Annotated in this window: 16 protein-coding genes; 10 read left to right on the top strand and 6 right to left on the bottom strand. The window is 44.4% G+C overall.

Going from position 1 to position 14,108, the window contains the following annotated elements:
• Nucleotides 1–77 precede the first annotated feature (77 nt).
• The 3 genes from rlmH to VXQ92_RS00565 all read left to right on the top strand — a co-directional run bounded on the left by rlmH (nucleotide 78) and on the right by VXQ92_RS00565 (nucleotide 2,349).
• The gene (gene rlmH / locus VXQ92_RS00575) at nucleotides 78–560 is read left to right on the top strand and encodes a 23S rRNA (pseudouridine(1915)-N(3))-methyltransferase RlmH (protein ID WP_416679894.1); all 483 of its coding nucleotides are present in this window, start codon (nucleotides 78–80) and stop codon (nucleotides 558–560) included.
• 94 nt (nucleotides 561–654) lie between these two features.
• Nucleotides 655–1,431: a dioxygenase gene (locus VXQ92_RS00570; RefSeq protein ID WP_416679893.1), complete on the top strand. Its 777-nt coding sequence runs from the start codon at nucleotides 655–657 to the stop codon at nucleotides 1,429–1,431.
• Between the two features lie 135 nt (nucleotides 1,432–1,566).
• Nucleotides 1,567–2,349, top strand: coding sequence for a DUF4377 domain-containing protein (locus VXQ92_RS00565; protein WP_416679892.1), 783 nt, complete (start codon nucleotides 1,567–1,569; stop codon nucleotides 2,347–2,349).
• Nucleotides 2,350–2,417: 68 nt separating this feature from the next.
• Here the strand turns inward: VXQ92_RS00565 and gdhA are convergent, their stop codons facing one another.
• Nucleotides 2,418–3,761, bottom strand: coding sequence for an NADP-specific glutamate dehydrogenase (gene gdhA / locus VXQ92_RS00560; protein ID WP_064101466.1), 1,344 nt, complete (start codon nucleotides 3,759–3,761; stop codon nucleotides 2,418–2,420).
• 349 nt (nucleotides 3,762–4,110) lie between these two features.
• Here gdhA and VXQ92_RS00555 point away from each other — a divergent pair, with 349 nt between their 5' ends.
• Together VXQ92_RS00555 and nth are read left to right on the top strand one after the other, a co-directional pair.
• Nucleotides 4,111–4,902 carry an RnfABCDGE type electron transport complex subunit B gene (locus tag VXQ92_RS00555; RefSeq protein WP_416679891.1) on the top strand — a complete coding sequence of 264 codons (792 nt, stop codon included), beginning with the start codon at nucleotides 4,111–4,113 and terminating at the stop codon, nucleotides 4,900–4,902.
• Between the two features lies 1 nt (nucleotide 4,903).
• Nucleotides 4,904–5,617, top strand: a complete 714-nt coding sequence (nth, locus tag VXQ92_RS00550) for an endonuclease III (protein ID WP_416679890.1) — start codon at nucleotides 4,904–4,906, stop codon at nucleotides 5,615–5,617.
• A gap of 35 nt (nucleotides 5,618–5,652) precedes the next feature.
• On the opposite strand, the gene VXQ92_RS00545 is transcribed toward nth, so the two are convergent.
• The 4 genes from VXQ92_RS00545 to VXQ92_RS00530 all read right to left on the bottom strand — a co-directional run bounded on the left by VXQ92_RS00545 (nucleotide 5,653) and on the right by VXQ92_RS00530 (nucleotide 8,586).
• Nucleotides 5,653–5,862: a hypothetical protein gene (locus VXQ92_RS00545; RefSeq protein ID WP_416679889.1), complete on the bottom strand. Its 210-nt coding sequence runs from the start codon at nucleotides 5,860–5,862 to the stop codon at nucleotides 5,653–5,655.
• Nucleotides 5,863–5,950: 88 nt separating this feature from the next.
• On the bottom strand, nucleotides 5,951–6,610 hold the full coding sequence (gene adk / locus VXQ92_RS00540; RefSeq protein ID WP_064095597.1) for an adenylate kinase: 660 nt from the start codon (nucleotides 6,608–6,610) through the stop codon (nucleotides 5,951–5,953).
• Nucleotides 6,611–6,685: 75 nt separating this feature from the next.
• Nucleotides 6,686–8,002 carry a hypothetical protein gene (locus VXQ92_RS00535; RefSeq protein WP_416679888.1) on the bottom strand — a complete coding sequence of 439 codons (1,317 nt, stop codon included), beginning with the start codon at nucleotides 8,000–8,002 and terminating at the stop codon, nucleotides 6,686–6,688.
• A 65-nt stretch (nucleotides 8,003–8,067) separates the two neighbouring features.
• Complete coding sequence (locus tag VXQ92_RS00530) at nucleotides 8,068–8,586, bottom strand: hypothetical protein (RefSeq protein WP_064101471.1); 519 nt, start codon at nucleotides 8,584–8,586, stop codon at nucleotides 8,068–8,070.
• Between the two features lie 237 nt (nucleotides 8,587–8,823).
• Between VXQ92_RS00530 and mrdA the strand changes: the two genes are divergently transcribed.
• Nucleotides 8,824–10,875: a penicillin-binding protein 2 gene (gene mrdA / locus VXQ92_RS00525; protein ID WP_416679887.1), complete on the top strand. Its 2,052-nt coding sequence runs from the start codon at nucleotides 8,824–8,826 to the stop codon at nucleotides 10,873–10,875.
• Nucleotides 10,876–10,877: 2 nt separating this feature from the next.
• Nucleotides 10,878–11,447 carry a 16S rRNA (guanine(966)-N(2))-methyltransferase RsmD gene (gene rsmD, locus VXQ92_RS00520; RefSeq protein ID WP_416679886.1) on the top strand — a complete coding sequence of 190 codons (570 nt, stop codon included), beginning with the start codon at nucleotides 10,878–10,880 and terminating at the stop codon, nucleotides 11,445–11,447.
• A 75-nt stretch (nucleotides 11,448–11,522) separates the two neighbouring features.
• Here the strand turns inward: rsmD and VXQ92_RS00515 are convergent, their stop codons facing one another.
• Nucleotides 11,523–11,768, bottom strand: coding sequence for a hypothetical protein (locus tag VXQ92_RS00515; RefSeq protein ID WP_416679885.1), 246 nt, complete (start codon nucleotides 11,766–11,768; stop codon nucleotides 11,523–11,525).
• A 237-nt stretch (nucleotides 11,769–12,005) separates the two neighbouring features.
• Between VXQ92_RS00515 and VXQ92_RS00510 the strand changes: the two genes are divergently transcribed.
• From VXQ92_RS00510 to VXQ92_RS00500, 3 genes are all read left to right on the top strand, one after another.
• Nucleotides 12,006–12,740, top strand: a complete 735-nt coding sequence (locus VXQ92_RS00510; protein ID WP_416679884.1) for a sulfite exporter TauE/SafE family protein — start codon at nucleotides 12,006–12,008, stop codon at nucleotides 12,738–12,740.
• A gap of 98 nt (nucleotides 12,741–12,838) precedes the next feature.
• Complete coding sequence (locus tag VXQ92_RS00505) at nucleotides 12,839–13,600, top strand: 3-oxoacyl-ACP reductase (RefSeq protein WP_416679883.1); 762 nt, start codon at nucleotides 12,839–12,841, stop codon at nucleotides 13,598–13,600.
• Between the two features lie 132 nt (nucleotides 13,601–13,732).
• Nucleotides 13,733–14,059 (top strand): hypothetical protein, encoded by a 327-nt coding sequence (locus tag VXQ92_RS00500; protein ID WP_064095605.1) that lies wholly within the window; start codon nucleotides 13,733–13,735, stop codon nucleotides 14,057–14,059.
• The last annotated feature ends 49 nt before the right edge of the window (nucleotides 14,060–14,108 follow it).

The raw sequence follows: 14,108 nt of genomic DNA, 5'->3' as shown, positions 1-14,108 counted from the left end.
AATTTCAATTTGTTTCCTGGTTCAAATTCATGTTGTTTGATCGTTATAATGAAGTATCCAATTATTGATCTGCCTGTATGAAAATCCGTATTCTGACCATTGGTCAAAAAATGCCAGCTTGGGTGCTGACTGGTTTTGAAGATTATTTCAAACGTATTCAGCCTTTTGTACAGACCCAGATTATTGAACTGCCCATGGCCAAGCGCGGAAAAAACGATTCTGAAGCGGATATTCTGAAATACCGCAATATTGAGGGTGATAGCATTTTAAATGCACTGAAGCAGAATGAAACCCTGATTGCGCTAGAAGTAGGCGGACGTGAATTCAGTACCGAAAAACTGGCTGAAACCATGAAAGGCTGGATGCTGGAAGGCAATGATGTGGCACTTGCGATCGGTGGGCCGGATGGTCACTCGGAAGCCGTGCGTAAAGCTGCGGCATGGCACTGGTCCTTGTCGAAGTTAACCCTGCCGCATCCTCTGGTACGTGTCATGCTGATTGAACAGCTCTATCGTGCCATGAGCATCAACCATAACCATCCCTATCATCGAGCGGGATAATTTAATAATGCGTTCTGTATATGCAACGTTTTGTTGAATTATTACCCCTGCCTTTATTGCATGATTAAAACATTCAACTAATGTGGTTTGACTTATGAACTTACAGACCTTGCCGGGCTTATTTATTTCTCATGGCTCGCCCATGCTAGCACTCAATCCCGAGCAGGTAGGCCCAGCATTGCATCGCTTAAGCCTGAATCTGCCACGTCCAACTGCGATTATTGTCATGTCGGCACACTGGGAAAGCGAAGTGCTAGAGGTGAATACCAGCATCCGTCCTGAAACCTGGCATGACTTCCGCGGTTTTCCACCTGAGTTGTATGAATTACGCTACCCGGCTCCTGGAAATCCCGAACTGGCTGAGCAAGTGCTAGGCTTATTGGCCAATGCCGGTTTTTCTGCACATGCCAATAGTACCCGCCCGCGAGATCATGGTGTCTGGATGCCTCTATTGCATATGTATCCAGAAGCAGATATTCCAGTCGTTGAAATTTCTTTGCCAATCACGATGAGTGCTGAAGATATTTACAGAATTGGTCAAACCCTGGCATCTTTACGTGATCAGCAGGTATTTCTGATTGGATCAGGCAGTATTACTCATAATTTGCGGGAACTGTCTTGGCAGGGAAATACCGATGAGGTTCCGGAATGGGCCTCAACTTTCCGTAATTATGTAGCGAATAAACTGGTTCATAGTGATTTTGATGCCGTACTGGACTGGCAAACATTACCCCATATCAAACGTAATCATCCAACCCTGGAGCACTTTGCACCCTTATTCTTTGCTATGGGTACGGGAAACCGCTTCAGTGTCGTGCATAGCAGCTTTACCATGGGTGCATTAGGAATGGATATTTACCGCTTCGACTAGCCGATAATACCAAGCTTCTAAATTTAGCCCCTGATTTGGATACATTTTGTTAGCAAAAGCTACGATTTGTATCCATATTTTTTACTAATCTCCTGATTATAATCACGTTGAAATTTAGCACATAGAATTACACTGATGAAATCAAGAATTTTTGCACTTGCTCTGCTCCCTTTAGCTTTAATTGCGTGTCAATCCTCTCATCTTCCTGCGACTTCAGGAGATACGGCTATTTCCACTCCATCGACTACATTAAAAACACCAGCGCAAATCCTGTCTGCTTATACTTGGGAACTGGATCATGGACTAAAACAACCCATCGTACTCCATTTTGATGCTCAAGGCCGGCTGAGCGCCGTCACGGGCTGTAATGGACTCGCAACGACCTGGTCAGTCAAAAACAATATCATCACGACCAGCGAAGTCGTAGGCACCGAAATGGCCTGTGATGCAGCACTGATGGAGCAGGAAGGGTTTGTCAGCCAGCTTTTGCAAAAGCGTGATATTCCTTACAGCTTAGATCTCAATGATTCTAATCAGCCAAAATTAAGCATTACTGCAGCCGATGGGAAAAAATATATTTTTACTGGAAAAATGACCCCAGAAACCAAATACCAAGGGCAGGCAGAAACTATTTTCCTGGAAATTTCGCCACAAACCAAAACCTGTACCGGGGTAGCTCCACAAACCTGTTTACAGGTGAAAGAAATTAAATATGATGATAAAGGTTTAAAGACTCAGGTCGATAAAGACTGGACTTTATTCTATGACCAGATTGAAGGCTTTCAGCACTCACCAGATGAGCGCCAGATTATCCGGGTAAAGCGTTATGAAATTAAGAATCCGGCTGCAGACCAGTCTAAATACGCCTATGTATTTGATATGGCAGTAGAGCGTGAAGTGGTAAAAGCCACACTCTAAAGCAAAAAAGGAAAATAAAAAAACCGAGGTAAATACCTCGGTTTTTTTCAGCTTAGACTAAGTCAGACTTAGAATACGCCTTGAGCAAGCATTGCATCAGCAACTTTTACGAAGCCCGCAATGTTTGCACCGTCAACATAGTTCACAGTACCGTCTTCCTTAGTACCGAATTTTACGCAGTTGCGGTGAATTTCTTTCATGATTGCGTGTAAACGCTCGTCAACTTCTTCGAAAGTCCAGCCCAAACGTAATGCATTTTGAGACATTTCCAGACCAGAAGTTGCCACACCACCTGCATTTGATGCTTTACCTGGCGCATAAAGAATTTTCGCTTCAACGAATTTCTCAACCGCTTCAAGCGTAGAAGGCATGTTTGCACCTTCAGCAACACAGATTACGCCATTGGCAAGAAGCGCAGCAGCATCGTCTGCATCCAGTTCGTTTTGCGTTGCACATGGCAGTGCGATATCACACTTAATACCCCAAGGACGTTGGCCTTCAAGATATTCGAAACCATGTTTAGAGGCAAACTCTGAAATACGGCCACGTTTTACATTCTTAAGTTCCATAACTTCAGCAAGAAGCGCCTCAGTGAAACCGTCTTTAACGTAAACTGTACCCGCAGAATCCGAAAGTGAAACTACTTTCGCACCAAGGTACATTGCTTTTTCAGCAGCATATTGCGCAACGTTACCAGAACCTGAAATCGCAACAACTTTGTCCTTGAAGCTTTCGCCACGAGACTTGAGCATTTCCTCAGCGAAATACACAGTGCCGTAACCCGTTGCTTCCGGACGTGCCAATGAACCACCGAAAGTTAAGCCTTTACCAGTGAATACACATGCAGTGTCGTTACTTAATTTTTTCATCATGCCGGCCATGTAGCCCACTTCACGACCGCCTACACCAATATCCCCTGCAGGGATATCTGTGTTCGCACCAAGGTGACGATACAGCTCGATCATTAAAGCTTGGCAGAAACGCATGATTTCGCCTTCTGATTTGCCTTTAGGGTCAAAATCAGAACCGCCTTTACCACCGCCCATAGGAAGTGTGGTTAAAGCATTTTTAAATGTTTGCTCAAAGCCTAAGAATTTTAGGATTGAAAGATTCACTGAAGGGTGGAAACGCATACCACCTTTGAATGGACCGATCGCTGAGTTGTATTGTACGCGGAACGCACGGTTTACTTGAGTCTGACCTTGGTCATCTACCCAAGAAACTCGGAACTGGATCGCACGTTCTGGCTCAACTAGACGCTCTAGCAAACCATGTGCTGCGTATTGTGGATTCTTTTCAATGAACGGCCACAAACTGGTCATCACTTCTTCTACAGCTTGAAGAAATTCTGGTTGGTGTGCATCACGTGATTTTACGTAATCTAGGAACTCATTAAGTGTGTTGTATTTCAACGCTTAATCCTCAGCAGAAAATGGATCAAAATTGGTCAAATTTACAATCAATGTTAAATTTTGGCGCAAAATATTAAATATCTTTTGTAACCAATCTACAATACTTTTTTTGAAAATACTTTAAAATTAATTTGATAACAAATATTTATATTGATTATGAATATTTTTTCTGGGTTATTAAATACCAATTGAATCAATACTTAATTGTCATTTTATGCCTAAAAATAAGGCATAAAATGACCTTAATTCGTGCACCACTCAGCATCCAAAAAACATGTTAAAATTGATAAATCGACATATTTTGTTTCACTTACTCTCTCATGCTTGCCATGAGTAATGCTGGTTATACATGAATTCGCCTATTTCTCTGGTCCAATCGATTGATGCTTTACTCCCTCAAACCCAATGTGGTCTATGCGGTCACCGTGACGGATGTTTACCTTATGCCCAGTCGATTGCTGAGGGTGAAGATGCCAACAAATGTGTACCTGGCGGGCAGCCTGTTGCCGATGCTCTGGCCGTATTATTAAATCGCTCTAAACTACCGGCTGAAGAAAGCGTCTGGCCAGTTCAAGCCGATGGTCGTCCCCAGCGCATGAAAGCGGTTATTCGTGAAGATGAATGTATTGGCTGTACCAAATGTATTAGTGCCTGCCCGGTCGATGCAATTATTGGCTCAGGTAAACTGATGCATACAGTGCTTACTGACCTGTGTACCGGTTGTGAGCTTTGTATCCCGCCTTGTCCAGTAGACTGCATCGATCTGGTTGAAGATCAACAACCCTTACCGACTGAAGCACAGCGCATTGCAGAACAGGATGATCTGCGTCAGCGTTACTATGCGCACATCCAGCGTGAAGAAAAACGGCGTACCGATCGTAAGGGGCCTGTGGTCCGTGCAGAAATCGATACTGCCCTGTTTGCCCGTTTCTCAGCTTTAAATGAGCAACTCCCCGTGATTGAAGTCGCGAGCAAGCCAGAGAATGCCCCCGTATCACTTGATTCCAAGACCACGATTGAACTGGCAAAACTACGTACCCAAATTAAAAAACTGGAAAAACAACTCTCAGTTCGTGAAGATGCCCGAAAGCGCGCCCAGTTAGAAGAATTGACACAGCAATTACAGGCTTTACAGGGATAACATGACAATTGCCAAGGCCAAGCCCGTTAAAAACATGACCAAAAAACAGATTCAGACCTTTTTTGAACGCCTGCGTGAACAGCGACCCAATCCAAAAACCGAGCTGAATTATGCTAATCCCTTTGAATTGCTGGTCGCAGTCACGCTGTCAGCCCAAGCCACAGATGTCAGTGTCAACAAAGCCACAGACAAACTGTTTCCAGTCGCCAATACACCGGAAGCAATTTATGCACTAGGTGTGGACGGCTTGAAGGAATATATCAAGACCATTGGTTTATATAACTCGAAAGCGGTCAACGTGATTAAGGCCTGTGAGATGCTGATTCAGAAGCACAACAGCATCGTACCGGACAATCGTGCAGACCTAGAAGCCCTGCCGGGTGTAGGCCGTAAAACGGCGAATGTGGTACTGAATACGGCCTTTGGTCAGCCGACCATGGCGGTCGATACACATATTTTCCGGGTCGGTAACCGTACTGGACTGGCAGTTGGTAAAAATGTGCTTGAGGTCGAGCATCGTTTAGTGAAGGTCATTCCAAAAGAATTTATTATTGATTCACATCACTGGCTGATTTTACACGGCCGTTATTGCTGTGTTGCACGTAAACCGAAATGCCATGAATGTGTAGTTGCAGATGTATGTAACTGGCCGGACCGGTTTGAGTTTGGTGCAGATCGTGCAATTCCGGTGAAAAATATTGAAGCTGAAACTTAAGTTCAGCTTTTTTCGCTTATAGCACCTCAAAGTATTTATTTATTATTTTGCTCAGCCTGCTCTTGTTCGCGCTTCTGTTGAAGTTCTGCCTGTAATTTGGGGTGCAACTGACGTGCCGGTACTTTTCCGGCATTTTCTGCCCGTTCTTCCTGGCGTACTTTGTTCAGTATTTTAAAACTGATATAGAACAGACCCACCACTACTGCCAGAAATATAACCATTAATACCAATATGCCAAATTTCATAGCAGCAAGCACCCTGTTTAAATACACAACAAAAAAGAGCCCTAATATGGCTTAGGGCTCTTCGATTGTCAAAATAATCGGTTAAGGACTATTTTGATTGATCTAAAATCGCGAAAAGATCTTTTTGAACTTCGTCGATTGGACGCAAGCCATTTAGCTTGTCATAAGTCGGTGCATTTTCACCAGATGCTGCACGGCCTTGGTAGAAACCCACCAGCTGTTCAGTTTCAGTGTGGTAAGAACCTAGACGCTTGCGAATTGTTTCTTCCTGGTCATCAGGACGCTGAACCAGATCTTCACCTGTTTCATCATCTTTACCTTCCACTTTTGGCGGATTGTAAACGGTGTGATAAACACGACCAGACGCCGGATGCTGACGACGGCCTGACAGACGTTGAACGATTTCTTCATCTGGCACATCAATTTCAATCACGTGATCAATTGCAATGCCTTCTTTTTCCAAGGCTTCTGCTTGAGGAATGGTACGCGGGAAACCATCAAAGATGCAGCCGTTTACACAGTCAGGTTGCGCAATACGCTCCTTGACCAGACCAATGATCAACTCATCAGAAACCAAACCGCCATTGTCCATGACACTTTTAGCTTGTAGACCTAATTCAGTTCCTTCACGAATTGCAGCACGGAGCATATCACCGGTTGAAATTTGTGGGATATTGTAGCGCTTACAGATCAACTGAGCTTGTGTACCTTTACCTGCTCCAGGTGGTCCGAGTAAGATAATGCGCATATATAAACATCCTCATTTAAACAATATGTATGACGCCACGACCACAATCACCCGATTGTGTCCCCCGGCATCTCATTATAAGAAAGCCACAAACAAATGGATTAAACCCGCGACAAAACCGGTTACCCCACCCAATAAAATCAGAATCCATTCATCTTCCTGAAATGCAGGACGTAAAAGATTCTGAAACTCCTTCGGAGTCAACTCACGTATGCGGTCTCTAAACATTTGATAGATTTTCTGTGCACGGCTCGCATTAAATGCTGGGTCGCATACAGGTACCATCGTAATTTCAATCGAGCGATCGATCAAGTCCGTCTTGAGTTTTGCATACTCTTTTGGTCCTAAAGACAGCTGCAAAGAGGTCCTGACCAGGGGTGTTTCCATAATTTCATTAATATGACGTTTGATAATGCGGCGGGTTTTGTCTTTTCTGCCGCCATACATCATCTCGGTCATGATCGATTTTAACGTAATCAGGTCTTCTGTGACTACACTTGCGAAGACGTCAGAGACTTCATCCTGACGTTTCATAAATGCGCCTTGTATGTTATAGGTGCCGATACGAGGAATCACCGGTTTGATCCATGGAAACTTGCGATCCGCGGTACGGCTAAAGAATTGCGGGTATTTTACCGGATGTGGTTCTAGTGGGTTGAAGACCATCCAGATGGCGATCCAGTTGGTCAAAAAGCCCCAGATGGCCGCCCAGAACGGTACGGTCCAGTGCCAAGGCACCACAAACCAGACAATCATCTGGAAAATACCAAAGAACATCCCGATGAGCGCACTGATATGCCAGATGAAATTGATCTCTTTTTGACCCACTTTCAGGAACATGCGTACCATAAGTCGGCGGTCACCTTCCATCTGGCTGACCACCATTTCACGCATATCCACAAGTGACTCGACGTTCATGGTCAGCTCAGTCACTAATTCACGTAAAATTGCCGGCATTTGTTTCTGTGCTTGTGCATAAATTCTGCGCTTGATGGCAAAAGGCAGGTTTTCCCAAAGGACCGCATTGCGATCCATCATGACTTCATCAATCAGGTGTTCCAGTTCAAAGCCAACCTGCTCCCCAATGATCCGTGCCATGTCATCGGGATCCATCGCCTGTAAGAACTCACGGATGGAACCTAGTTTTGAGAGTGTATTATCGGTAATAATGCCTGAAATACGCCCAGCTTTGCGTGGCACAATTCCCTGCCAGCCGATAGGAATGGGCCCTAAATGAAAACCCCAAAAATTGATCGGATAAAAGACCATTTTCAGTGCCATCCAGACGTGAGCCCAGGTTACAAATGCAGTCACCGGAATAATGCTGAGCACGGCCCAAAAATCTGGGCGATTTACAAAGGCTTGCCACAACTCGTTGACGTACTCAAGCATGCATAATTTCCATATTTAATTTTTTGTTCACAGAATACACATATTAATAAGGTCGAATATTTTGTCTATAAACCGATACTTAAAGTATAGGAAAATTGTAGCCGGGGTTCTGTTTCAGCCACAACAAAACCAGTTCGGTCTTCGAGTTTCTCCCCCACACCGATCCCTACACTAAAACTGCTGATCCGTTCAGAACTAAGCAAAACATAAGCCAAGTCAATACCGGCACCTAAGCGGGTCTTGTACTCATTGTCAATCCGCCTGCTATCAATATGCCCTGCATAAGCCCCGACATAATAACCATTATTGTCTTTACCAGTGAGATAGGCCGGATAACGAAAGCCGGCCTGTGCTCCTATCTTATGGTCATCATTCAGAAAAACCCCACCTTTCACATAAGCAATCCCGTAAGGATTAACCCATTCAGTATTTAAGTGTATCAATTCCTGGGTAATACCAACGCCAACATTAAAGGCTTTTGCCGGCTCAGGTTCTATTTTAGCAGCAGTAGTATTGATTTGATCATGTGCATAAGCCCCATTCGCCCAAAATGCAAACGCTAACAAAGGGTAAACCTTGTTCATTCCTTCACCATCTTCCTTAATTATAGTTTTTGGTATAGTCCTATTTTTATTGGATTTTACTCTAGCAGAATTATCACAACTCTTGTATACAGCACTTTACAATTTTAATGTCTGCAAAGTCAAAGCTTATAGAACTGATGACAAGGTCAGTTTTTCATTATCAAATCAAGTGTACTTGCGTTAGAATATTACACTTTGATTCTTTTCAATCACTCTCAGGTCTTAAGTCGATCGCGTATGAAGCAGCACTTTCCTTTAAAAAATGCACAACAAGAAAAGCGCATCTATCGCAGTCGAGTCTTGATTTCCATGGGGATTGTGATTTTCTTTATGCTGCTGCTGGTCAGCCGCTATGCCTATTTGCAACTGTTCAACTTTGAGAGCTTTAGTACGGCTTCGGACGAGAACCGGATTCGCTTGCAGCCCCTACCCCCAGCACGCGGTTATATTTATGACCGTAACGGCGTATTGTTGGCCGACAACTATCCAGTCTTTACTGCCACTTTAAGTCGTGCCGATGTACAAGACATTGACCAGACACTCGAACGCCTGAAACCAATTCTGGAACTGACCGAAGAAGACCTGGAACGCTTTCAAACCCGTATTAAAACAGCACGTAAGACCGAACGGGTTTCGATCAAGCTCAATCTGAATGAAAATGATATTGCCCGTTTTAGTGAAGTGAAATATCAGTTTCCGGGCGTGAATATTGAAACCCAGATGACCCGCTACTACCCGCATGGTGATCTGTTCGCGCATGTGATTGGTTATGTAGGTCGAATTAATGACAAAGAACTTAAGGCTATTGATAAGGACCTGTACGCCGGAACCAACCTGATCGGAAAGATCGGGGTGGAAAAATCCTATGAAGAGCTTCTGCATGGTGTACCAGGAAATGAATCGGTAGAGGCCGATGCCTTTGGTAATGTACTACGTCATCTGGGCCGCAAGGATCCGGTGCGCGGTAACGACCTGTTCCTGTCACTCGATTACGGCTTACAGGTAGTAGCTTCAGAACAGCTGGCTGGGCGTCGTGGCGCAATTGTAGCGATGAATCCCAAGACCGGAGAAATTCTGGCGCTAGTATCCAGCCCAAGCTTTAATCCAAATCTGTTTGTCACCGGAATCAGTACCAAGGACTACAGCGGTCTACGTGATAACCTCGATCAGCCTCTCTATAATCGGGCTGTACAGGGTACCTATCCACCCGGCTCTACCATCAAGCCGATGTTTGGTCTGGGCGGACTACATTATGGCCTGGTGGACTGGAATACTGCTATTTCGGATCCAGGCTATTTCACCTTGCCTGGTGACAGTCACCGCTTCCGTGATCATAAAAAAACTGGGCATGGCTCAGTAAATATGCATAAAGCACAAATTGTGTCCTGTGATACCTATTTCTATGTCATGTCCTACCGCATGGGCATTGAAAAAATGAACACCTGGATGCGTCAGTTTGGCTTTGGTGAAAAAACCGGGGTCGATTTACCAAGTGAAAGTTCCGGACTTTATCCTAGCCCGGAATGGAAGATGCGTACCCGTAATGCCAAATGGTCACGTGGTGAAACCATTTCTGTCAGTATTGGTCAGGGCGCTTTTACCTCCACACCGTTACAGCTGGCTATGGCCACCGCGATTACCGCCAACCATGGTAATAAAGTTATTCCTCATGTGCTGCGTGAAAGTCGCGGTGCCAAACCATTCAAGGTACATAATGGTACTCATGGCAAGATCGATTTTAACGGTCAGGAAGAAGACTGGATCAAGATGCGTGAGGCGATGGTAGATGTCATTCAGTCGGGTACAGGTCGAGGCATCAAAAGTGGCCTGCAATACTCTATTGCAGGTAAAACTGGGACAGCACAGGTTAAAAGTATTGCTCAGGGCAAACGCTATAATGAATCCCTGTTGACGGACCGTCAGCTGGATCACGGTCTTTTTGTCGGTTTTGCCCCTGCTGAACAGCCCGAAATTGCGATCGCAGTCATTCTAGAAAATGGTCGTGGTGGTAGTGCGGCAACCGCCCTGGCCCGACCAATTTTCGATTACTGGTTACTGCATAAAGATAAAAATCCAATACGCCCACAGGGACACCAATTAAGTGGCGGCCTGATGACAGCCGGAATCAAGCCAGCTGAATTACCAAGTGGTGCAGGTATGCTAAGTCAGGATGCAGCCTCTAGTGCAACTCCAGCCAGTAGCGATTCCGCTCCTGCTGCTCCGGCTTCTACAAATACTGCTGCATCTCCCGCAGCGCCTCATGCTCCGACACCAGTAGAACGAGATTAAAGATGAAAAACCAGCTTCGAATTATTGGTGGTGACTGGAAACGTCGTCAACTACCTTTTGCCAGTATTGAGGGTTTGCGCCCGACGCCTGACCGTGTTCGGGAAACTCTATTTAACTGGCTGATGTGGGAGGTGCAAAATGCCCAGGTTCTGGATATGTGTGCCGGTTCAGGAGCATTGGCTTTTGAGGCATTATCTCGTGGCGCTGCCTCAGTGGTGATGATTGAACCTGATCGGACTCAGGCACAATTTTTAACCCAGAATCTGGAACTATTGAAAGTCACCAAGACACGTGCCCAATTAAAAGTGGCTACGGCGCAACAAGTCTTGCCCACGCTTCAAACACAATTTGATCTGGTTTTTCTAGATCCGCCGTATAGCCTGAATTTATGGGAAACCTTGGCTGTACAGGCAAATCATCTGATCAAGGATAATGCTTATATTTATGTAGAAGCGGACCGCGATCTGCAATCTCTTAAATTACCCGCCTCATGGCGTTTAATTAAAAATACCAAAGCCGGAATGGTTCGTGCGGGACTTTATCAAAAGACACCTTCGCAAGAGTACAATTAAAAAGGATTCCTTGAACAAGAAATCCTTTTGGTCAAATCATAGGGTTTAAAAATTAATGAGCGGATAACAGAGCAATTAACGGGTCGGAGGTGGAGGTGGCGGATTCCGATTGTTTTGGCCGGGATTATTCCAGTTAGGACGGTCTTTGTTGTTATTCCAGTCAGGACGATCTTTGTTGTTATTCCAATCCCGGTCACCATGTGGTCGATCATGATGCCTATCCCGATCTTTATGACCACGATAATCATCGTGAGGATCTACAACACAACCGGTTAATGAGACTGCCAATACAGAAAGTAATATTACTATTTTCATGTTCATTACCTCTTGCGGTACAGGTTTCAGTATCCGGTAATTTGAATGATAATTCAGAAACTCCCTGTTGGATTCTTGTTTTATTTTATGCTCTGATTTCTTGATTTCCGATGCAGACAAGAACTAAATTCCCTGGCGTTTATATCAATTTGCACTGAGATTTGCATAAATACCACTAAGCAAGTACTTGGTTTTTCCCGTTATCTTTTTAATACTACTGACTTTAATTTCGTACCGATCCTTATGACCTGGTTGTTATTTATTTTTGGTGCGATGGTCGCAGGTTTTGTTCAGGGACTGACTGGTTTTGCCTTTGCCCTGATTGCCATGTCTTTCTGGGTTTGGGTATTAGCTCCGCAACTGGCCGCGCCCCTGCTGGTATTTGCTTCGGTCTGGAGTCATGTGATTTCACTGAGTCAGGAACAGACGCAACCCCTTTTATCCAGACAGTTGGTACTGCCTTATCTGATTGCCGGCCTGATCGGAGTACCGCTTGGTACTTATTTGTTGCAGATCATTCAAGCAGATACCTTCAAAATGGTTCTAGGATTGTTTCTGGTGCTGTGGTGCCCGATGATGCTGCTTAACCCACAACTTAAAATGATTCAGCATTCAGGAAAATTAGCAGATAGTGGTATAGGCTTCATGGGTGGCATCTTAGGCGGACTGGGTGGTTTTTGCGGCGCTATTCCTTCAGCCTGGGTCATGCTAAAGCAATTACCCAAAGCGCAGCAGCGCTATATTTTGCGGCATTTCAATTTTGCCATTCAGCTTTTCACGCTGGGTACGTATCTATGGCAAGGTCTGATTAACCAAAGCCATTTACCCTATATGGCCTTGCTGATTGTTTTTGTGAGCCTTCCGGCGATTCTAGGGGCAAAATTATTTTATAAAATTTCAGAATTACTATTTAAACGTATTATCTTAAGTTTACTTTTTAGTACTGGCTGTTTTCTATTAGCATCTCAATTCATTTAGGCATAAGAAAAAGCCACGCCCTGTTTTCCCTCTAAAGCTTGAATCTAGCAAGATAAATGCTATTTTAAGGCCATTCTTTCGCAATACAGATCATCATTATGCAGATTCGTGATCAGATCGTTCTTGTTACTGGCGGTGCACGTGGTTTGGGTTTAGCCATTACCCGGGCTTTACTCGCTGAGGGTGCGCGCGTGGTCGTCAATTATCATAGCAGTCAGCAGCAAGCTGGACAGCTGGCCCAACAATATCCTGCGCAGGTATTTACTTATCAGGCAGATGTTACTGAGGCTGATCAGGTACGCGCTTTATTTGCCGCGGCAAAAAATCATTTTGGGGAAGCAATTCATGCGATAGTCAATAATGCGTTGATTCAATTTGAATTTAATGGCGATGCACGGCCTAAAGTTGAAACACTCACTTGGGAAATGTTGCAACAGCAGTTCAGCGGTGCAGTACAGGCAGCTTTAAATACCACCCAAGCCGCACTGGATGATATGAAACAGGCAGGATTTGGCCGGATTGTGAATATTGGTACAAACCTCGTGCAAAATCCGGTAGTTCCTTATCATGACTATACTGCTGCCAAAGCCGCATTATTGGCGTTTACCCGTACTACGGCACAGGATTTGGGACAGTATGGTATTAATGTAAATATGCTTTCTGGCGGCCTGTTACAAACCACAGATGCCAGTAAGGCCACACCTGACTTTGTCTTTGACCTGATTGCTCAATCGACCCCTTTACGCCGTGTGATTACTCCCGAAGAATTTGCCGCTGCAATCTTGATGTTTCTGTCGCCTTATTCACGTGCAGTCACAGGACAAAACCTGATTGTAGATGGCGGCCTGGTCAAAGGTTAGGGGCTTAGTGCATGCAATTGATTTTAAAATTCTATTATTCTATTTTTTAACCATTTGGTAGATTAAAAAGGTTTTTGGAACAGTTTTTACTTCTACAATAGAGCGTTCTCATAAAACCTTTTGCCTACTTTCATGAAATTTATCACGACATTGCTCAGTACCTTGCTGCTGGCAGGTTGTATGTCCAGCGATTTGAAAAAATCCGAACAATTACTGCGAAATTTCCACTGTGCCAAGGTAGATACCGCACAAATGCCACATAGCAGTATGACTGATTATTATCAGCAGATGTTGTACAGCAGCAAATCCAAAGTCGAGTCTTATATCAAACAGTATCATCAGGGTGAAAAGCTGTTTGATCTACCGCTACATGAGGTAGTGGAACAACAATATGCTTTGTATAAAGATGCCTGCCAAAACCTGGGAGGAATTTTACCCGCTTCTGAAAATGCATCTTAAGCCTGTCAATTTTAAGATTAGACGAAAAAAAAGCAGGAAATATTTTCCT

The organism is Acinetobacter sp. 228, assembly GCF_048147885.1.
This window is presented reverse-complemented; position numbering and strand designations above follow the sequence as displayed.